This is a genomic window from Streptomyces sp. NBC_00104, assembly GCF_045160825.1.
In the GTDB taxonomy this organism is placed as follows: domain Bacteria; phylum Actinomycetota; class Actinomycetes; order Streptomycetales; family Streptomycetaceae; genus Streptomyces.
The window spans coordinates 3,432,505-3,451,497 of the sequence record NZ_CP108215.1 but is presented as its reverse complement, the minus strand read 5'-3'; the positions used below and the strand labels follow the sequence as shown (position 1 = coordinate 3,451,497).

At 71.8% G+C, this 18,993-nt stretch carries 16 protein-coding genes and 1 pseudogene; 4 read left to right on the top strand and 13 right to left on the bottom strand.

From position 1 onward, the window contains the following. Nucleotides 1–2: 2 nt before the first annotated feature. From OG272_RS14970 to OG272_RS14950, 5 genes and pseudogenes are all read right to left on the bottom strand, one after another. Nucleotides 3–206 (bottom strand): DUF397 domain-containing protein, encoded by a 204-nt coding sequence (locus OG272_RS14970; protein ID WP_326583012.1) that lies wholly within the window; start codon nt 204–206, stop codon nt 3–5. After that, nucleotides 203–706: pseudogene (locus tag OG272_RS14965) on the bottom strand (DUF5753 domain-containing protein); the annotation flags it as partial. The gene OG272_RS14970 and the pseudogene OG272_RS14965, both read right to left, overlap by 4 nt. Before the next feature lie 55 nt (nt 707–761). Then, a complete protein-coding gene (locus tag OG272_RS14960; protein ID WP_328222975.1) occupies nt 762–1,190 on the bottom strand; it encodes a DUF6281 family protein in 429 nt (142 codons plus the stop codon). Nucleotides 1,191–1,206: 16 nt separating this feature from the next. Further along, entirely contained in the window at nt 1,207–1,527 is a 321-nt protein-coding gene (locus OG272_RS14955; protein WP_328222973.1) for a matrixin family metalloprotease, read from the bottom strand. A 36-nt stretch (nt 1,528–1,563) separates the two neighbouring features. Next, nucleotides 1,564–2,487: a LysR family transcriptional regulator gene (locus OG272_RS14950; protein ID WP_326583015.1), complete on the bottom strand. Its 924-nt coding sequence runs from the start codon at nt 2,485–2,487 to the stop codon at nt 1,564–1,566. A gap of 70 nt (nt 2,488–2,557) precedes the next feature. Between OG272_RS14950 and OG272_RS14945 the strand changes: the two genes are divergently transcribed. Together OG272_RS14945 and OG272_RS14940 are read left to right on the top strand one after the other, a co-directional pair. After that, the gene (locus OG272_RS14945; protein WP_328222972.1) at nt 2,558–3,250 is read left to right on the top strand and encodes a cyclase family protein; all 693 of its coding nucleotides are present in this window, start codon (nt 2,558–2,560) and stop codon (nt 3,248–3,250) included. A gap of 43 nt (nt 3,251–3,293) precedes the next feature. Continuing rightward, nucleotides 3,294–3,746, top strand: coding sequence for a GNAT family N-acetyltransferase (locus OG272_RS14940; RefSeq protein WP_328222971.1), 453 nt, complete (start codon nt 3,294–3,296; stop codon nt 3,744–3,746). Nucleotides 3,747–3,758: 12 nt separating this feature from the next. Here the strand turns inward: OG272_RS14940 and kstD are convergent, their stop codons facing one another. Beyond that, nucleotides 3,759–5,558: a 3-oxosteroid 1-dehydrogenase gene (gene kstD / locus OG272_RS14935; RefSeq protein ID WP_327729875.1), complete on the bottom strand. Its 1,800-nt coding sequence runs from the start codon at nt 5,556–5,558 to the stop codon at nt 3,759–3,761. A 333-nt stretch (nt 5,559–5,891) separates the two neighbouring features. Between kstD and OG272_RS14930 the strand changes: the two genes are divergently transcribed. After that, nucleotides 5,892–6,803: an alpha/beta fold hydrolase gene (locus tag OG272_RS14930; protein WP_326583019.1), complete on the top strand. Its 912-nt coding sequence runs from the start codon at nt 5,892–5,894 to the stop codon at nt 6,801–6,803. Between the two features lie 83 nt (nt 6,804–6,886). Here the strand turns inward: OG272_RS14930 and fxsT are convergent, their stop codons facing one another. From fxsT to OG272_RS14905, 5 genes are all read right to left on the bottom strand, one after another. Further along, entirely contained in the window at nt 6,887–10,831 is a 3,945-nt protein-coding gene (fxsT, locus tag OG272_RS14925; protein ID WP_405893605.1) for an FxSxx-COOH system tetratricopeptide repeat protein, read from the bottom strand. Further along, complete coding sequence (locus tag OG272_RS14920) at nt 10,828–12,165, bottom strand: TIR-like protein FxsC (protein ID WP_326583021.1); 1,338 nt, start codon at nt 12,163–12,165, stop codon at nt 10,828–10,830. Before OG272_RS14920 ends, fxsT begins: the two co-directional genes overlap by 4 nt. A gap of 100 nt (nt 12,166–12,265) precedes the next feature. Then, nucleotides 12,266–13,057, bottom strand: coding sequence for an AAC(3) family N-acetyltransferase (locus OG272_RS14915; protein WP_328222968.1), 792 nt, complete (start codon nt 13,055–13,057; stop codon nt 12,266–12,268). Beyond that, nucleotides 13,050–15,206, bottom strand: coding sequence for a radical SAM/SPASM protein FxsBH, inactivated beta-hydroxylase extension form (fxsBH, locus tag OG272_RS14910; protein ID WP_405893604.1), 2,157 nt, complete (start codon nt 15,204–15,206; stop codon nt 13,050–13,052). Before fxsBH ends, OG272_RS14915 begins: the two co-directional genes overlap by 8 nt. A gap of 96 nt (nt 15,207–15,302) precedes the next feature. After that, on the bottom strand, nt 15,303–15,485 hold the full coding sequence (locus tag OG272_RS14905) for a hypothetical protein (RefSeq protein ID WP_326583024.1): 183 nt from the start codon (nt 15,483–15,485) through the stop codon (nt 15,303–15,305). Nucleotides 15,486–15,781: 296 nt separating this feature from the next. Here OG272_RS14905 and OG272_RS14900 point away from each other — a divergent pair, with 296 nt between their 5' ends. After that, entirely contained in the window at nt 15,782–16,693 is a 912-nt protein-coding gene (locus OG272_RS14900; RefSeq protein WP_405893603.1) for a DUF4231 domain-containing protein, read from the top strand. 69 nt (nt 16,694–16,762) lie between these two features. Here OG272_RS14900 and OG272_RS14895 read toward each other — a convergent pair whose 3' ends face one another. Next, complete coding sequence (locus OG272_RS14895; protein WP_326583026.1) at nt 16,763–17,254, bottom strand: hypothetical protein; 492 nt, start codon at nt 17,252–17,254, stop codon at nt 16,763–16,765. A gap of 564 nt (nt 17,255–17,818) precedes the next feature. Next, entirely contained in the window at nt 17,819–18,901 is a 1,083-nt protein-coding gene (locus tag OG272_RS14890) for a rod shape-determining protein (protein ID WP_326585842.1), read from the bottom strand. Nucleotides 18,902–18,993: the final 92 nt, after the last annotated feature.

The window sequence follows — 18,993 nt, the reverse complement described above, 5'->3', positions numbered from 1 at the left end:
CCCTACCGGACGGCGAAGCCGACGAACGCGGTCCAGGCCGCCGCGTCGACCGCGAGGCCACGGCGGGCTATGTCCTTGGAGTCGCGCACGCGGACGGTGTGGGGGCAGACGGCGACCTCGACGCACTCGCCGCCCGAGCCCGTGCTGTAGCTGCTCTTGAACCAGGCCGACGCGGGCACGGCGGCGGGGGACTTCTCGGCGTTCATTGTTCTCCCAGCAACTTCTCGACGAAGGTCAGTGATGCGCGCGGGGTGAGCGCTTGGGCCCTGAGGATGCCGTACTGCTCCTCGATCTCCCGGACTGCCTTGCGCTCCGTGTGCAGACGGCTGTCCTTGTATCCCTCCACGTAAGCGATCCTGCGCCCGTCGCGCGTCTCGATCAAGGTGAAGGGACCCTCAAGTCCAGCGTGCTCCTCCAACTCGGTTGGCATCAGCTGGATTTCGACATTGCGGCGTTGCCCGTAGAGCAGGATGTGCTCCAACTGGCCCCGCATGACCGCCCGACCCCCGAGCGGCCTCCGAAGCACTGACTCTTCGATGACGAAGCTGATGGTGGGCTGCGGCGACCGAGCGAAGATCTCTTGCCTGGCGAGGCGAGCCATCACCCGCTCGTCGATGACCTCGTCCGGCAGCAACGGCCGCCACATGGTGAACACCGCGCGCGCATACTCCTCGGACTGCAAGAGCCCCGGCGTGACGAGGAGGGCGAGCCTGCGTACCCCGGGCTCGTACCCCTCCCCGTCAGTTGTCCGAGAACCCGGCTCAACGCCCCGAGTCGAGGAACTCCTTCGCCTTCTTCGGGTGACCGCCGTCCTGCTGCAGGACATACAGGTGGAGCCCGTCCTCGCGGTCGGGGTTGGCGGGAGTGTCCTTCACCGCGATGGCCATCCCCGCATCGAGTTCCCCGATGCGAAACGCCGTGAACGACTGCGCGTCGGTGGACTCCGACGACGACTCGTCACCGGTGTCGTCACAGCTGTTCTCCTGTACGCCCTCGACCTTGTCGCCCACAGTGAAGTCCTGGTGGGACACCCGGGTGTAGAGCTCGCCACGGAACTGGACACCGTCGGCGCAGGAGGCGGAGCCGCCGTCGTCGCTCGATGCGGAGCATGCCGACACCGAGAGGAGCAACAACGCTGTGAGGATGCCCTGCGGCACCCGCCGGCCGCGAGCACGGGACGCGGTGGTCATGTGTGCCCCTTTCATGTCAGTAGAGGCTGCGCAGGCCGCGCACGTCACCGTAGCCGAGCGTGCGCCACTTCTCCGTGCACTCACCGAGTTTCGGGTACATGGTCAGGTTGCTGTGATCGGAGCCTTCGACATGGTCCAGGCCGAAGACGTGCCCGGCCTCGTGGGTGCCGACGCCCCGGAGGTCGTACTTGTCCGAGCAGTGGACTGGGCGGGTGTGAGCCCGTTCGGCCGCGCGCCCCGAACGGTCTCGGGCGAGCTGGTCCCCGGCGTACTCGACCCGGGGGCGGCGACACGCATCCTGTGCGTGGTCCGGGCCCCGGAGGCCAGTTCGACCCACGCGGCGGAGCCGCACCTGCCGCAGCCCCGCGCCCCTTCATGGCGCGGGCGGCGACCCCAGGCTCACAGCGGCCTGTTGGAGGGCCTCCACCAGCGCTGATGTCCGGGGTTGCGGGCCGGATGGAGAGGCCGGCCAGACCGCCGCGATCCGGCGGTGGCCCGCGACCGGGACCGTCGGGAGCGCCACGGTCTCGGGCGGGGCGTCGGTGAGAGCGAGGGTGGGGACCACGGCCGCGCCGAGGCCCGCCCGGACGAGGGCCAGCGTGGTGGGGAACTCCAGTGCGGTATGGGCGCGGTGCGGGGTGAAGGCGTACTGGGCGGAGATCCGGGCCAGGGCGCGGCCGCACGCCGTGCCGGGTGGGGCGGCGACCCAGGGGCGGTCGGCCAGGTCCCTGACCGAGCGGGGCGGGGGAGACCAGTCGGCGGGGGTGATCACCTGGTACGCGTCGTCGGCGACCGGCGCGGACGCCAGGTCACGCCACTGCTCGTCCGGATCGGGATCGTCGCCGTCGTACTCGACGACCAGCAGGTCCAGGCCGCCGGTCCGCAGCTCGCGCAGGGCCTCGGGGCCCTCCGCCTCCACCACCCTCGGCTCCAGCCCGGGGTGGGTGCGGGCGAGGGCGCTCAGGGCCGGGACGAGCAGATGGCACACCGCCGAGGAGAACGCGGCGACCGTCACCGGCCCGGTCGAACGGCCGGTCAGCTCGGCGAGTTCACGGCGGGCCTCCGCCAGTTCGTGCTCGATGCGCTCGGCCCGCGCCGCCAGCAGCCGCCCCGCCGGGGTCAGGCCCGCCCGGCGCCGTGAGCGGTCCACCAGCGGCTGACCCACCTCCCGCTCCAGCTGCGCCAGATGCTGCGACACGGCCGACGGCGTCAGATGCAGCACCTTGGCGGCGTCCACCACGCCACCGCGCAACGCCACCGCACGCAGGACGCGCAGTCGGCGGGGATCCAGTTCCATAAGCCGTACTGTAGTGCCGCTTCAGTAAATCTTGCTTGTGATGAAGTGGCACTGCAGGGAGGATCGGGGCATGAGCAGCAAGCAGCGGCGGATCGTCGACCTCAGCCATCCCATCCGGCACGGGATGATCACCTACCCCGGCCTCCCCGGGCCCGAGATCGGCGATCACCTCACCCGGGAGGCCTCACGGGAGATCTACGCGGCCGGCACCGAGTTCGCCATGGGCCGTATCTCGATGGTGTCCAACACCGGCACCTACCTCGACAGCCCCTTCCACCGCTTCGGCGGCGGACACGACCTCGCCGCGCTGCCGATCGAGAGGTTCACGGACCTCGACGGCGTCGTCGTACGCGTCCAGGACGCCGGCGGGCGCCGGGCCGTGGACCGGGAGGCGCTGCTGCCGTACGACGTTGCGGGCCGGGCGGTGCTGATCCACACCGGCTGGGACCGGCACTGGGGCACCGACGCGTACGGCCACGGCCACCCCTACCTCACGGCCGGCGCCGTCGCCCGGCTGGTCGAGCAGGGCGCCGTCCTCGTCGGCATCGACTCCCTGAACATCGACGACACCGACGACGGCACCCGCCCCGCCCACACCGGTCTGCTCGCCGCCGGCATCCCCGTCGTGGAACACCTGCGGGGCCTGGAGCAACTGCCCCCGGAGGGCTTCCGCTTCCATGCCGCACCGCCGGCCGTCGAGGGCATGGGGACGTTCCCGGTACGGGCGTACGCCCTCCTCGACGACGACTCGACGACGAGGTGAGCCCGGAGGATGCCGAGCTACGGGCGATGTCTACGCTGACGCCGTGACGGACCTCGACATCAAGCGCGTGGACGGCACCGCCGGGGACGAGGAACTCGAAGCCTGGCGGTACGTCCACAACACGATCATCCCGGCCCATCTCCTCTCCCTCGACGACGTCCGCGAGCGCGCCGTACGCAACCACCTCGAACTCGCCCACGCCGACGGCGTCCTCGTCGGCAATTCGACGGTCCGCCCGCCCGAGGGGGACACCGCCACGGCCACGGTCATCGCCCGCGTCCTCGCCGAACACCGGCGGCGGGGGTTCGGCGAGCAGCTGTACGAGCGGGCGTTGCGGCGGGCGCGGGAGCTGGGCGCCCGGGTGATCGAGACCTGCGTACTGGAATCGAACGCGGCCGGCCTGCGGTTCGCGCTCGACCACGGTTTCGTGGAGACCGAGCGCTACCTGCTGGACGGCGACACGATCCCATGGATCGACCTACGGCACCCGGGCTGAACCCGGGTCGACCTACAGCTTCCCGGCGATGTCCAGCGCGGCCACGTACCCGAACGTCATCGCCGGTCCGATCGTCGAGCCGGCCCCCGCGTAACTGCGGCCCATCACGGCGGCGCTGGCGTTGCCCGCCGCGTACAGGCCGGGGATCACCCTGCCGTCGGGGCGCAGGACGCGGGCGCGGGCGTCGGTGAGGAGACCGCCCTTGGTGCCGAGGTCGCCGGGGACGATCCGCAGGGCGTAGTAGGGCGGCAGCCACAGGGGCGCCAGGCAGGAGTCGGGGAGCACGGACGGGTCCGTGTAGTAGTGGTCGTAGGCGCTGTCGCCGCGCCCGAAGTCCGGGTCGTCCCCTTGCCTGGCAAGGGAGTTGAAGCGGTCGACGGTGGAGCGGAGGGCGGCGGCGGGGACGCCGATGGCGCCGGCGAGCGCGTCGAGCGTCCACGCCTTGTGGACGGCCCCGGCGTCGTACCACTCGTCGGGGAACGGGAAGGTCGGCGCGATGTCCTTGAAGAGGTACCGGTTGCGGTAGTTCTGGTCGACGATCAGCCAGGCCGGGATGTGCGGGGCGGACGGGGTGTCCCGCTCGTACATCGTGTGGACGACATCGCTGTACGGCCCCGCCTCGTTGACGAACCGCGCGCCGGCCCCGTTGACCAACAGCCCACCGGGCAGCGTGCGTTCGGCGAGACAGAACCACGCCTGGCCGGGGGTGGGGATCGCGGGCCCCCACCAGGCGTCGTCCATCAGCGCGAGGTCGGCGCCGACCCGCTGACCGGCGCGTATCCCGTCCCCGGTGTTCTCCTTCGCCCCCACCGTCCACTGTGTCCCGACGGGCTGCTCCTGGTACTGCGCCCGCATGGCCGCGTTGTGCTCGAAGCCGCCGGAGCCGACGACGACGCCCCGGCGGGCGCGGACGAGCCCGGGGGAGCCGTTCCTGGTGACGACCGCTCCCGTCACCGCCCCGTTCTCCACGTACAGGTCCGTCAAAGGGGTGTTGAGCCACACCGGCACATCGGCACCGAGCAGCCCGGCCCGCAGCCCGCCGGCCAGCGCCTGCCCCATGGTGAGCGGCTTCTGCCCGAGCAGCGCGGCCTTCGTACCCCGGGCGAGGCACTCCGTGGCGACGGCCAGCCCCTTCGCGCTCACGGCGGTCAGCGCGAGCCACTTGTAGTCGGCGCTGAAGACCACCATCCCGGCCGGTACGGCCAGATACGCGGGATTCAGCCGAGCCAGCTCGTCGCCCAGCAGGTTCCCGTCGAACTGGTCCGGCTCGATGGACCGTCCGTTCGGCAGGCCTCCCGGCAGCTCCGGGTAGTAGTCGCTGTACCCCTCCATCCACCGGAACCTGAGCGGGCTGTTGGCCATGACGAACGACAGCATGGCCGGCCCGTGGTCGAGGAACGCCTTCTGCCGGTCGGCGGGCACGTCGTCCCCGACCACGGCCGCGAGGTACCGCTCCGCCTTGGCCGGCGTGTCCGGCACCCCGGCCGCCTTGATGACACTGTTGTTCGGCAGCCAGATCCCGGCCCCCGACCGCGCCGCGGACCCCCCGAAGGTCGGCGCCTTCTCCACGACGACACAACTCAGCCCCTGCTTCGCCGCCGTGAGCGCGGCGGTCATCCCGGCCGCGCCGGAGCCGATGACGACGACGTCGTAGGTGCCGAGGAGGGGCGGTGCGGCGGCGGCGGCCGGACTCCCCGCGACCCCGCCCGCCGCGACCGCGGCCCCCGCCCCCGCGGCCGTACCGAGCACCCGCCGCCGGCTGGGGCCCGCCTCGGCCCCCGTACGTCTCCCAGGATCCGCGCTCTTGGACATGCAGGACGCTCCAGCCTCGCGAAGGGACGGGTGGCCGTGCTGTTCCCCCGGGAAGCGGCATTCCCCTGCGCCCCGGACGTGGTGCGGAGCCTCGAATCTGACGTCCAGGGATGGTGAAGTCAAGACACGCGTCGGGCCTGGTGCCGGTGGGGCGCGAGCCGTGCGCGCGACGGGGGCGCACGTCGCGGCGGCAGCCGACGACGCTGACCGGACCGGGCTGGACCGGACCGCACACCGAACCGCTTGACCTGCGTATTCGTTTCGCCGTCTGTGCACACGGGAAGGGTTCGGGCAGCGTTATCCCGGTCCACGGACCGAGGGAGGGGGAACGCGGTGCAGGACCTCGTGCGGGCGCTGGACCATGTCCGGACGGCCGACGGGCGGTGGTTACGGGTCGAGTGCTCGGGGGATCCGCGGGGGCGGCCGGTCTTCCTGCTGCACGGGATGCCCGGCAGCAGGGTGGGCCCCAGGCCGAGGTCGATGTACCTCTATCACCGTGGTGCGCGCCTCATCAGCTACGACCGCCCCGGGTACGGAGGGTCGGACCGTCGCGCGGGGCGCCGGATCGTGGACGTCGTCGACGACGTGACCGACGTCGCCGACGCGCTGGGACTGGACCGCTTCGCGGTGGTGGGACGGTCCGCCGGGGCCCCGCACGCGCTGGCGTGTGCCGCGCGGCTGCCCCACCGGGTGACGCGGGCGGCGGCGCTCGTCACGCTCGCGCCGCGCGACGCGGCGGGCCTGGACTGGTTCGCGGGGATGGCGCCGTCCAACGTCCGGGAGTTCCGCACCGCGTTCACCGATCCCCAGCGGTTCGCGGCCGGGATGATTCCGCGCTCCGCCGCGATCCGCTCGGACCCGGCACGGTTGCTGGACGAACTGCGCGGCGAGCTCACCGACGACGACCGGATCATCGTCTCCGACAACGGCATCCGCTCGATGCTGCTGCGCAACTACCACGAGGCGCTGCGGACCTCGCCCTACGGCTGGATCGACGACGCGCTGGCGCTCACCGCCCCGTGGGGGTTCGAACCGGGTGAGATCCGGGTGCCGGTGCTGTTCTGGCACGGGGCGAAGGACGTCTTCTCCCCGGCCGCCCACTCCTCCTGGCTCGCCGCGCGCATCCCCCGGGCGACCGCCGTCCTGGAGCCCACCGCCGCCCACTTCGCCGCGCTCCGCGCGCTGCCGGCCATCCTGAGCTGGCTCCTCACCGACCTGCCCAGGTCGGTCTCCCGGCCCGTCTGACGCTCGTCGGGCCGACGCGCACGGGGCACACCGTCGACCGCCACGGCGTACGGGGCACACCGCCGGGCGCTACGGCGTACGGGTCACACCGCCAGCGGCTCCAGATCCCGGTAGACCCGGCGCTCCCCGGACACCAGCTGCGTGATCCCGTTGTCGGGACCCATCTGCCTGCTCTGGCGCAGGAGTTCGGCGAGGGTGTCCTGCCGGAGCCGTTCCGCCTCCTGCGTCCGGCCGAGCGCGCGCAGCGTCAGCGTCGAGTTGGAGACCACTCCGAGCGCCTCCGGATGCTGCGGTCCGAGGATGTGCAGGAGCGCGTCGCGCGCCGGTTCCTCCAGCGCCCAGGCCTCCGCCGGCCGGCCCTGGTCGGCGAGGACGTTCGCGTGGTTGGCGCGCGCGAACAGCGTGTGCGGGTGCTGGTCGCCGAGGACGTCCGCCATGCGCTCGGTGACCCGCCGGAACACGGCCTCGGCCTCGCCGACGTCGCCGCACGCCCAGTGGTAGATGCCCAGGTTGTTCAGCGCGGCCTGGGTGTACGGATGCCGCTCGCCCGGCACGTTCATGTACTCGGCGAGGGCCGCCCGCGCGACCTGCCGCGCCTTCTCCCGCTCGTCGGCGGCGTACAGATCGGCCGCCCTGTTCAGGTCGCAGGCCAGCGAGTCGGGGGTGGGCGCGTCGTACTGGGCCCGGTACTGGGCCTGGGTCGCCACCGTCAGACGATGGGCGTCCTCGAACAGGCCGGCCCTGCGCAACGACACGGCGAGGGACTTCGCGCAGCTCAGCGTGCCCGGGAAATCCTTGGTGAGGGTGCGCTTGTGGGCCTCGTAGGCCTGGGCCAGGAGGTCCACCGACTCGCTGTAGCGGCCCACCTCGCGCAGGTCGCGGCCGAGACGGGAGGCCGAGGCCAGGGTGTAGGGATGGTTCGGGCCGAGAACCTCCTTGCGCCGGTCGTAGGTGTCCTGGTCGAGGTCGCGGGCATCGCTGTAGCGGCCCACCATGCAAAGCGTCAGCGCGAGGTTGTTCGCCGCGCTCAGCGTGCGCGGGTGCGACTCGTGGAAGATCTGGCTGAAGCCGTCGTGGGCCTCCCGGGCCAGCTCCACCGCGCTGGTGTACTCGCCGAGGGCGGCGAGGTCGCTGGAGAGACCCGAGACCGTGATGTAGGTGTGCGGGTGCGAGGCGCCGAGGACGCGGCGCTGGTGCTCCAGCACCTCCTCGTTCAGCCGTGAGGCCTCCACGTAACGCCCCTGGGACCGCAGCACGTTGGCGAGCTGGCAGCGCAGGTACAGGTACTGCACGTCGTCCTCGCCGAGGAAGGTCCGCCAGTGCGCCAGGACCTCCTCGGCCCGCTGCTGGGCCTCGGGGAAGTTGCCGCGCTTCCACAGGTACCGGATCCGGTCGACGAGCAGCCTGCGGGGCTCGACCTCGACGCAGTTGCGGACGTCGGCGGCGCGCAGATGGGGCCAGATGACCTCGAAGCGCGGCCAGGTCTCGGGGTCGTCGGTGGGTTCGTCGCCGTCGGGGCGCGCGCCCGCGAGGACGGTGTGGACGACGTGCCGGGCGGTCCGCTGTTCCTCCTCGGTGAGCTGGGAGCGGATCACGGCCTGGACCAGCCGGTGGATCTGGATGCTGTTGCTGACCTGGTCGACCTTGGCGAGGGCGAACCGGGCGATCTCACGGATGACCCTGCCCAGCATCAGGCTCTCCTGCAGGGTGCCGTCCACCTTGCGCAGTTCGTCGATCATCTCCTTGCTGTAGAGCAGATACGAGGAGATCGGCTCCGGAGCCATGAACGCGCACAGCTGCAGCAGCCGTACCGACGCGGGCGAGCGCTCCTTCAGCCGGGAGATGGAGACGTTCCAGGTCGCGGCCACCGTCTCCGGGTAGTCGGCGGGCTGGTTGAGGTCCAGCACGGCGGTGGTCTGCTCCGCGAGCAGCCGCAGATACTCCTCGATGGGGGCGGCCGTCTCGGCGAGCCAGGCCCCCGCCTGCTCCACCGCGAGGGGCAGGTCGCCCACCGCGAGCGCCACCCGGTCGGCCTCCTCCGCGCTCAGACCCGGGGCCCGCCGGGACAGGTGCTCGACGCTCTCCTGGCGCTGGAACACATCGACGGGCAGCGCCGAACCCTGCTGTGTCCAGGCCTGGTTGCGTGAGGTGACCAGGATGTGGCCGCCGCCCCCGGTGGGGAGGTAGGGCAGCAGTTCCGCGGGGTCGTCGGCGTTGTCGAAGACGAGGATCCAGCGCCGCGTCGGCACTCCGCGCGTCAGCATCTGCACGGCTTCCTGACTCGCCTGCGCCATGTCGTCACGGCCGGGCGCGCCGATCCGGGAACCGAGCTCGGCGAGGGAGGAGACGACGTTGTCGATCTCCTCGGCGGAGATCCACCACACCAGGTCGTAGTCGGCCATGAAGCGGTGCACGTACTCCAGGGCCACATGCGTCTTGCCGACGCCGCCGAGCCCGAACAGTGCCTGGGGCTGCGGCAGCACGACGGACAGACCGCCGCGGAGCTGCTCGCGCAGCCGGTCGAGGATGATCCCCCGGCCGGTGAAGGTGGTGTTGCGCTGGGGCGCGTTCCACACGTTGGGGACGCTGCCCGGGAAACGCGGGCCCGGTGTCCCGCTCTCCGCGGGCCGCTCCGGCAGCGACAGCGCGCCCAGCAGAGCCCGGACGCACGCGGCCTCGTCGAGCCGGTGCAGGTCGACCGGTTCGCCGTCGAAGTAGGCGTCCGAGCGCCGGGGCTCGTCGACCCGCAGGATGATGGGCGCGGCGTACGGAACGTCCGGCAGGCCGTCGGAGAGGGAGCGCCAGACCTCCCCGGCGGTGCGGGCCTTCTGGAAGGCGTTCGACATCAGGACCATCACCTGCGTCGCCGGATCGGGTCGCTCGGGCGCCCCGACGGCCACGTCGTGCAGGGTGACGTCGCAGCCGGAGAGCCGGAGCACCGCCTCCACCCACTCCGCCCACATACGGTTCTCGGCCGCGTACACCACGACGACGTCCACCGCGCGGGTCAGCGGCCGCCGCCGGGTGAAGGCCTCCACACAGCGCAGCCGCACCTGCTCGGGGATGGGCGGCAGCTCGGTGACCTCGCCGTCCGTGACCACCGCCGTGAGGCGCTCGAAGGCGGAGAGCAGGGAGTTCGCGATGCCGCTCTTGTCACCGACGGTCGCGAGGGTCTCCTCGTACGCGTAGTACGGCCGGTACGGGATCTCGACCCGGCCCCAGTACCCGTTCAGCTCCTCGGCGCCCAGCTGCTCGCCGCCGGGCCCCTTGGGCAGGCCCTCGAACTTCAGCTTGGCCAGCGCCCGTCCGGCGTCGACCTTCTCCTTCTCGCCCTCGTCGATGCGCATGGGCACCGGCAGCACCCGGATGCGCCGCTTGTGGTAGCCGTCCTCGACACTGCGGGCGACGGCGGCGGCGCCGTCCAGCGACTGGTCGCTGAGGGTGAAGCAGTCGACGAGCATGTCGGGCATGTGGATCGTGCAGATGTCCGCGTTGTCCGAGAGCCCCGTACGGCTGTCGATGAGCACGTAGTCGTACGACGCCTTCATGTCGTCCCGCAGCGCGTCCAGGAACAGGCCGCCGCCGAGCCGCTCGTAGAAGTTGTCCCACTCGAACGACGACACGGTCGCGGAGTAGTCCCGGTTCTGCTTGCCCGCGGACAGGAAGTCCAGCGAGCCGCCGTCCGGGAAGGAGAAGCCGTGCCGTTCGGGGGTGAGCGAGACGGCGTGCTGTTCGACCCGCGCGAACTCCAGGTGCCAGGGTCCGGAGCGTGGTGCTCCGGTCGTCGCCGCCCAGCAGTACTCGGTGATCATGTCGATGACCCCGGTGGTGGCGGCGAGCGCGTTCGGGTCCAGGAACGGGCGGAAGAAACGATCCAGCCCGGGGGCTTCCAGGTCCCAGTCCACCGTCAGCACGCGTTTGCCGTTGGCGGCGAGGATCCAGGCCGTGTTGGCCAGGGCCATCGTGCGCCCCGTACCGCCCTTGTACGAGTAGAAGGTGATGATCCGTCCGTCCTGCCGGGCAGTCATGCTTCTCCTCCGTGGTCGGGACCCGCGTCGGAAGGCGGCGGGTGATGAGGGCCCATCAGGCGGGGCCGGGGCCCTCGGGGGCCCGGGGGCGGATGCGCGGCGGCGTTCCTGAGGAACTGCCGGGTGGCGTGCGCCACGACGGACGGCAGGACATCGGTGAACGCCTTCAGCGTGGGCACACCCGCGACCGCCACCCGGCAGTCGGTGCGGCGCCCGTGCTCCAGGATGTTCGGCAGGACGCGTTCCAGTTCGGCCGTGAGCCGCTGCCCCTCCTCACCGTGGCACTGGAGGTCGGCGCGGTTCCAGGGCACGATCGCGCTCACCCACGGGTGGGCGGCGTGATCGAACTCCCGGAGCCGGTTCCGCCGTTCCTCGTCGTGGACGGCCCAGCGGTCGACCAGCAGGATCGCCGGGTGGCCGGGCTGGGCCGCCGCGACGGCCCCGTGCCCGTCGGGCCCACCGGGGGCCGGCACATCGGGGACCACATGTCCGTCGTCGAAGTCGGAGACGGTGATCCGGTAGTCCAGCGACCGGATCAGCTCCTCCGCCAGCGCTGGCAGCGGCCGGGTCGACTCGCCGTGGTACGGGTTCCAGTCCCGCGCGTCCTCCCCGTACGGGCGCGTGTCGCGGTGCTCGGGGACGGTGTCGCGGGTGGGCGCGGCCACGGTCAGATGGATGCTGCGGGGGCCTTCACCACGCGGCTTGAAGGCGCTGGGCGTCGTCTCGTACGGGCGGGGGCGGCTGGACGGCAGCGGTGACTCGTGGGCGACCCGGACGATCCGCTGCGCGAGCGCGAGCACGGTCTCGTCGTACTCGTCCTTCAGCCGCTTGAGCTTGATCAGCCCGTAGATCCCGTGGGCCAGGTACCGCTCCCCGAAGGGCGAGTGCTCGATGTGGATGTGCCGTACGGAATCGGGGAGTTGGTCGAAGGGGACATGCGTCCACAGCGCCGGGACGATGGCGGGGACGTCACCGGCTCCGGCGGTCTTGGCCTGCACGATGCGCTCGTTGAACGCGTACCACTCCCGGCCGCACATCTCGCTGGTGAAGTACCTCGGGGAGAACAACGGCACGAACACCCGGCACAGGGAGAGGTTCTCGCTGAGCTTGTCGGGCCAGCCGTCCCCGGAGCGCATCTCCCGGTCCATGAACCCCGCGGCCGCGCCGGCGGGCAGGTCGGTGAGCGCCATGATGTGGTCGCACAGGTCCCTGAAGAGCACGTGCACCCAGTGGTCCGGGTCGCCGCCGCCCGGCCCCCAGGGCGGGGTGTGGGCGTAACTCAGAAAGAAATAAGGCCGGTTGTCCGCGGCCCTCCCCCGTTCAGGTATGTCCACGCGCGCCCCCCTGCCCGCAGATGCCCCCCGACCCCGCCGAAGGCGCCATCCGGGCGAACCAACAATGTGCCTGATCGCCACCTGTGCCCGGCGGCTTGTTTCACGTCATTTCCCAGCGATATCCGGACATCTGCTTCAGGGCGGTGTCCACGGCGTCACGCATCCCGATGAGCACGGTGGTCCTTCCTGCCACTTCCCGCTCAGTGCGAAGATCACGCGGAAGCCGCTCACCGATCTCCTCGAAGTCCCCGTCGTACAGATCGACGTCCTCGTACTCGATCCAGCCCCTGTCCCGCACCACACAGCGGTACGTCCGGGTCGGCGGCGGCGGGGACAACCGGTACTCGGCGAGATGGAACGCCGTGCACACCTCGAACCCCACGCGCAGCAGCAGGATCTCCGCGTCGGCCTCGTAGAGCTCGGACAGCGGCGAACGCTCGCCGAGGTGGCAGTGCGGGTCGTGGTCGCCGAGCAGCTCGGTCGCCCGGGGTCCGAGCGCGGCGAAGGAGGTCTGCGGATGACCGCTGCGCACGGCGCCCGGCGTGGTCCGTACGCACTCGGCGAGCGCGCCCATCGTCGGGCAGGGGGTGCTCTCCGGATCGAACGGCGGCATCGACGCCCGGAACCCGGCCTTCTGCGGCTCGTCCATCCCCTCGGTGCGGTCGGCGTACTCGCGGGAGGTGTCGGAGTTCTCCGGAGTGAAGGCGGGCACGACGAGCGTGCCGCCCGGCCCGAGGGCGCTGAGCAGGGCGTCGCGTACGGCGGTGGGGGAGAGGCCGCTGCCCCTCAGCGAGGCGTGCGCCATCAGGACCCCGCCCGGGCGGACGCCCAACTCGGCCAGCGTGGCCCGGAAACGGCTCAACGGGTCCTGCGACCGTGTGGCGTCAGCCATGGAGCGCCCTCCATTCCGTGTGCATCTCCTCCACCAAGTAGGCGCCGCTCTCGGTGAGTTCACCGGGAGGGCGGGCGGCCAGCAGGTCCAGGGCGTGGCGGGCCCGCCGGAGATCCTCGGCGGACCGGGCCGGTGACGCGGTCGCTCTGCCCAGGTACTCGCTCGCCTCGTCGAGCAGTCGGCCGGCACCCGTGCCGGGCACGGTGAGATCCGCGATCTGCCGGAGGCCGGCGAGTCTGGACCGCCGCCCCAGCAACGGCAGTGCGCCGACGAACTCCTCGGGCTCGAAGTCGACGGCCACGCCCAGTGCCCCCGGCGCGTCGGCGCAGACCCGCAGTCCGGTGCCCGCGGCGAGCGGGGTGATCGTGGTGGCGAGGAGCGCGTTGACGCCGTCGCGCCAGCCGGGTTCGCGCTCGTCCAGCAGGCCGTACGCGGCGCGCAGCCGCTTGCCGAAGAGGGCCAGGTCGCTCGGGCTCAGCGGCTCCGCCACGGGCGACGGGTAGCGGTCGCGGTACGGATCGGCGTCGTCGATGAGGAGGGACGCCTCCTCGGTGAGACGCAGCGTCTCCAACGGCCGCCACGGCGGGGTCCGTTCCTCGCCCGCGTGCTCCGGCACCCGTACCCGGAAGTCGCCGTCGGTGACGGTGAACTCGACCCGTCCGGGACGCGGCAGCCGGACGGTCCCGAGGCTCGGGAGGTGCACCTCGCCGTCCGGGTGGTGCCAGCCGAGGGTCACCGTCGAGCCCGCCCGCACCGCGGCGGCCGTGGCGGCGGCCATGAGCCGGGGAAGGTGGCCCGGGTCGTCCGGGGAGCCGAGCAGGGCGGGTCGCAGATAGGGGTGGGCGAGGAAGGAGTCGAGGTGCGCGCCGGCGGTCGGGTCGGAGTCCAGGCGGACGAACAGCTGCCAGGCCGCGTCCCAGTCGGGGGTCCCGGCGAGCCGGCCGTTGGTGTCGGCGAGCAGTGCCCGGTTCAGGTGCAGTTGTGCCGAGCGGAGTTCGCCGGTGCCGGTGACCGCCGGCACGAGTGCCCGTTCGGTGATCCGCTCGGCGACGCCCTCGACGAGGGATCGCAGGTCGGCGCAGAAGACCGACGGGTTGTCGAACCCGCGCTCGTCGCTGTACCGGTGGGCGTAGAGTCCGCCGCCGCAGGACTCGACGACCGGGCAGCCGCGGCAGGTGTCGCTGAGACCGTCCACGCCGAGCTGCCGGGCCCGCACTCCGGGATGCCCCGCGAACTCCTCGAAGCTGTGCCGGAAGACGTCGTAGCCGGTGGCCGGGGCGCCGTCGTACGCCGTCTTGAGCGAGTCGGCCTGTTCGAAGGAACCGTCGGTCTCGACGACCGCGAGGTCGCTCGGCGCGAGTCCCATGGCCTCGGTGAGGCTGGGACCGCCGCGCAGGGTGCTGAGCACCGAGTCGAAGGTCCTGACCGGCATGGGGCGCCCCTGCTCCTCCCAGCGGTCGAAGACCCTGAGCAGCCAGTCGGCGTAGACGGTGCCCTGGCCATGGCCGGGCGGAGGGCTGTCCCAGGTCGAGTGCGGCAGCAGGTAGTCGATGCGGGGCGGCCGCAGGGCCGTCAGGGCGTCGTGCACCGCGACCGGGTCGTTGGCCACGTCCACCGTGCACAGCAGGCCCTGATAGAGGTGCCGGTATTCCGGCAGACGGAGCAGTTCGATCGCCTTCAGTACCCGGTCGTAACTGCTGTGGCCCCGGCGGTCCAGCCGATGACGGTCGTTCGCGGCCCGGTCCCCGTCGAGGGAAACTCCGACCTTCACGCCGAATTCCCGGAACACCTCCAGGTGCCGCCTGTTCAGCTGCACCCCATTCGTATGAATTCGGAGATCCAATACGGTGACCGGTGCCAGTGCGCGGGTGAGTTCCGCGCAGATGTTCCTCAGCCGGGCCGGGCCCGCGAGCAGGGGTTCTCCGCCGTGCAGAATGACCGTCACGGATTCCAGCCCGCCGTCCGCCGCGTATTCGGCGAGCCGACGAGCCACCTGGCCGAGGGTGTCCTCCGAGATCACGACCGGCCGGGCACGCCAGCTCTGGTCCGCGTGCTCGTACACATAGCAGTGGTCGCACGCCAGGTCGCAGCGGCTGTGCACCTTGAGGACCAGCTGGTGGATCGCCGGCCGGCCGTGAGAGTCCGTCACTTTTCCGGAGTGTACGCGCCCCCGCCACCCCGCGCTGACACGACGAGACCCCAACTTCCTTGATCAACAAGGAGGTTGGGGTCTCGGTGACGGTGCCTAGATGGACGAGTTGAACTCGCCCGCACCGGAGGGGCTCGCCTCGCGACCGTCGGTCACCCGACCGGTGGACCGCTGGACGCGGCGCGCACGCGGGTCGATCGTCGCGAGTGTGGCCGTCCGCGTGGGGGCGGGGCGGGTGGCGCCCTGTCGGCGGATCGGCGTCGTGCCCGTAGGGTTCATAGTTTTCTCGTCTTCTTCAAGGGGGACCAGAACGTTCTGTCATCGGCCCCCGCCCGACGAGATCCTGCACTAGGGCCCGGTCATTGAGGTTACGACGACTTCGTAACCGATGGTTCTATCATGCACGCCTCATACCATGCACGCCTCCTGGGGTAAAGGGTGCCTGGCGTCGGTGGTAAGAGGGTCCGCCTCGGCGGTAAAGGGTTCCTCGTGCCCGGATAGGCGCCCTGGTGCGATTCCAATTTTGACGAGAGCATGACCTGCCGTTCACTCCATATGTCTGTGCGAGGTCCCTCATGGCCGCAACGCCCGGCCCGAGCACCACGGTGAATGACGACGACCTGCCTCCGCTGTTCCAGGTGAATGACCGCATGGCACTGGTCCATCAGGGGGAGTCCTTCCGGGTCGTCCGCACCCAGCTGGTCGTCCTGCTCCTCGCCACCGCGACCGCGTCGATGTCGGAGCGCGTGAACAGCCGTGTCCCCTCCTGGATCGCCGCCGTGCTCTATGTGCTGACGATCGCGATCGGTGTCCACGCGTCCCGCCGCCGCTCCCGCCTGCACTGGCAGGCCCACCGGGCGGCGGCCGAGGTGATCAAATCGCTCGCCTGGCAGTACATGGCGCACGGAGGCCCCTTCCACTCCCGGGCCGCCAATCCGGAGGCGCTGTTCGCCACCCGGCTCGAGGAACGTCTGAGCGAGCTGAGGAAAGTGGGGTGGGAGGACCAGCGCGAGGGGACGGCCGGACACGGGATCGGGCAGATCACACCGATGATGCGGGCGATCCGGGCCAAGCCGTTCGCGGCCCGGCGCGACATCTATCTGCGCGACCGGGTGGTGGAACAGCTGATCTGGTACGGCAACCGGGCCGGACAGGCGCACCAGGCCTCCGTGCGCTGGTCCGGGATGACGGCCGTGCTCACGCTGCTGGCCCTGATCGCCTCCGTGCTCAGGGCGTTGGGCGTCATCGGGCGCTGGGACCTGACCGGCGTGCTGAGCGCCGCGGCGGCGGCCGGGGTGGCCTGGCAGGAGGTCCGACGGCACCGCCCGCTCACGTACGCGCACTCGCTCGTGGAACAGGATCTGGAGACCCTGCGGGTGGCGATGAGCACCACGGTCACGGAGGAGGGCTGGGCGGACGCGGTCGCGGAGGCGGAGCGCCTGGTCTCGCCGCAGCACACGGACTGGCTGGTGCGGTTCGGCTCCTGACAGGGCCCCTGACAGGGCTCCCGACAGGGCCCCTGACAGGGTTCCTGACGGGGTGGCGGGAGCGGAACGTCAGCGCGGGCGGACGACGCCCGGGCTCCACAACACGGTCACCGGGACACCGGTGCCGCGCGCGTAGTCCACGATGTCACCGGTGCCGCCGAGGCCGCGGGCGGGGGCGCCGTCCCAGACGGCGATCATGCGGTCGACATGGTCGACGATGTAGCGGCCGGCCGCGTAGTAGGCCTCGTCGTGGGTGCGCTCGTGCGGCAACTGCACGCGCTCGGCGCAGCACTTCAGGAGCCGACGGTACGACGCCCGTACGCGGTCGTCGCCGAGATGGGCCTCGTAGTCCATGCCGGGGATCACGGCGGTCAGCGCGATGCCGTACTCCAGGGCGATCTCGGCGAACAGCTGGTCGGCGCCGGCGGCCAGGCTGCTCACGGCCCGGACCGAACCGATGCCCCGTAGCTCCGCCCGGACGCCCGAGCGTACGGCTGACAGGGCTCCGTCCGGGATCTGTCGATGTCCGGTGATGCCGATCCGGGTCACGGGCCCTGCCATTCGCACGCTCTCCTCCGCGGCCGCGGTCATCCAAATCACCCTAGCGTCAAGGAACCTGCACGGAAACGACACGTACGCGCGTTCGGTGAGGCATCGGGGGCTCACAGAGGCGACAGCCAGGTGAGCGCCGTGTCGACGGCCGCCCCCTCGTGCTCCGGGCCGGGGGAGGCGGGCGAGGGGCGAGGCGTGGGTGAGGGCGAAGCGTGGGTGAGGGCGAAGCGGAGGTGAGGGCGAGGCGGAGGTGAGGGCGGGGCCGGGGTGAGGGCGGGGCCGGGGTGAGGGCGGGGCGGAGGTGAGGGCGGGGCCGGGGAGAGGGCGGGGCGGAGGTGAGGGCGGGGCCGGGGTGAGGGCGGGGCGGAGGAGAGGGCGAGGCGGAAGTGAGGGCGGGGCCGGGGCGAGGGCGAGGCGGAGGAGAGGGCAAGGCGGAGGACAGGGCGAGGCGGCGAGGAGAAGGCGGTGGCGAGCGCGAGGCGGCGGGCAGGGGGAGGCCGTCGGCGTCGGGTCGGTCCTCCGTGCCGGGCCGGGGTGAACCTGCCGTCGGCGCCGGCCCTGGTCCCCGGCGTGTCAGTCCGCTTGTTCGGTGTCGTCGACGGCCCCCGGCTGGGGAGACCGGTCGCCGACCCGGTCCAGGGTGAGGGGCTCGATGCGGCCCTCCAGCATGGCGCCGACGCCGAGGGCGGCACAGACGTCGGGGCGTTCGGCGATGTGGACCGGCATGCCGGTGGCGTGACGGAGCATCTGGTCGAAGCCGGGGAGGAGGGCGCTGCCGCCGACCATCATGATGCCGCGGTCGGCGAGGTCGGCCACCAGGTCGGGCGGGCAGTCGCGCAGGACCTTGCCGATGCCGTCGACCACGGCGGTGAGAGGGGTCTGGATGGCGTCGCGTACGGCCGCGGTGTCCACCTGGACCGAACGGGCCAGCCCCGTCGCCACGTCCAGGCCGTGGATCTCGGTGGAGGCCGGGCCGTGCGGGGTGAGGCCGTTGCCGGAGAGGGCGAGCTGCAGCGGTCGTACCGACTGGCTGGGCAGCGTCAGCTCGTGGCGGAGGCGAAGGTGCTGCACGATCGCGTGGTCGATGGCCTCGCCGCCGACGGGGATGCGTACGGCGTTGACGACCGAGCCGAGGGAGAGGACGGCGAGCTCGGTGGCCCCCGCACCGCACACCATGATCATGGTGGCCTCGGGCTGCTCGACGGGCAGACCGCAGCCGACCGCCGCCGCGATGAGGGTGTCGACCAGTTCCACCCGGCGCGCGCCGAGGCCCACCAGGGTCTCGATCGTGGCGCGCTGGGCGAGCGGGTCCGCGTCGTGCGGGGTGCAGGCGGCGGCGCGCAGGACGGGCTTGCGGCGCAGGTTGCGGCGGACCTTGTCGCCCAGCAGCTGGCGCAGCATGCGCTGGGCCATCTCGATGTCGACCACGGTGCCGCCGGAGACGGGCCGCACGACCCGGATGTAGTCAGGCGTACGGCCCATCATCCGCTCCGCGAACTCCCCGACCGCGATCAGCGCGCCCGTGCGGGTGTTGACGGCGGCCACGCTCGGCTGGTCCACCACCAGGCCCGCGCCCTTCACGAACACCCGGGTCCGCGCGGCCCCGAGGTCGACGCCGAAGTGGCAGCGGCGCAGCTGCTCCAGACTGGCGGTCATCGCGGTCATTGCGGATCCTCCCGAGAGCACGGACCGTACGGACCGCCGCTGTTCGGCGGTCCCCTGGTTCCCTCTGCATCGTGCGGGGGGTG

Bases quoted from the DNA above. Each gene is read 5' to 3' on its own strand.
- OG272_RS14895 (WP_326583026.1), bottom strand. From the start codon at position 17,254: ATGGCAGGGCCCGTGACCCGGATCGGCATCACCGGACATCGACAGATC.
- kstD (WP_327729875.1), bottom strand. From the start codon at position 5,558: ATGTCCAAGAGCGCGGATCCTGGGAGACGTACGGGGGCCGAGGCGGGC.
- OG272_RS14915 (WP_328222968.1), bottom strand. From the start codon at position 13,057: ATGGCTGACGCCACACGGTCGCAGGACCCGTTGAGCCGTTTCCGGGCC.
- OG272_RS14905 (WP_326583024.1), bottom strand. From the start codon at position 15,485: ATGAACCCTACGGGCACGACGCCGATCCGCCGACAGGGCGCCACCCGC.
- OG272_RS14970 (WP_326583012.1), bottom strand. From the start codon at position 206: ATGAACGCCGAGAAGTCCCCCGCCGCCGTGCCCGCGTCGGCCTGGTTC.
- OG272_RS14890 (WP_326585842.1), bottom strand. From the start codon at position 18,901: ATGACCGCCAGTCTGGAGCAGCTGCGCCGCTGCCACTTCGGCGTCGAC.
- fxsT (WP_405893605.1), bottom strand. From the start codon at position 10,831: ATGACTGCCCGGCAGGACGGACGGATCATCACCTTCTACTCGTACAAG.
- OG272_RS14960 (WP_328222975.1), bottom strand. From the start codon at position 1,190: ATGACCACCGCGTCCCGTGCTCGCGGCCGGCGGGTGCCGCAGGGCATC.
- OG272_RS14950 (WP_326583015.1), bottom strand. From the start codon at position 2,487: ATGGAACTGGATCCCCGCCGACTGCGCGTCCTGCGTGCGGTGGCGTTG.
- OG272_RS14900 (WP_405893603.1), top strand. From the start codon at position 15,782: ATGGCCGCAACGCCCGGCCCGAGCACCACGGTGAATGACGACGACCTG.
- OG272_RS14945 (WP_328222972.1), top strand. From the start codon at position 2,558: ATGAGCAGCAAGCAGCGGCGGATCGTCGACCTCAGCCATCCCATCCGG.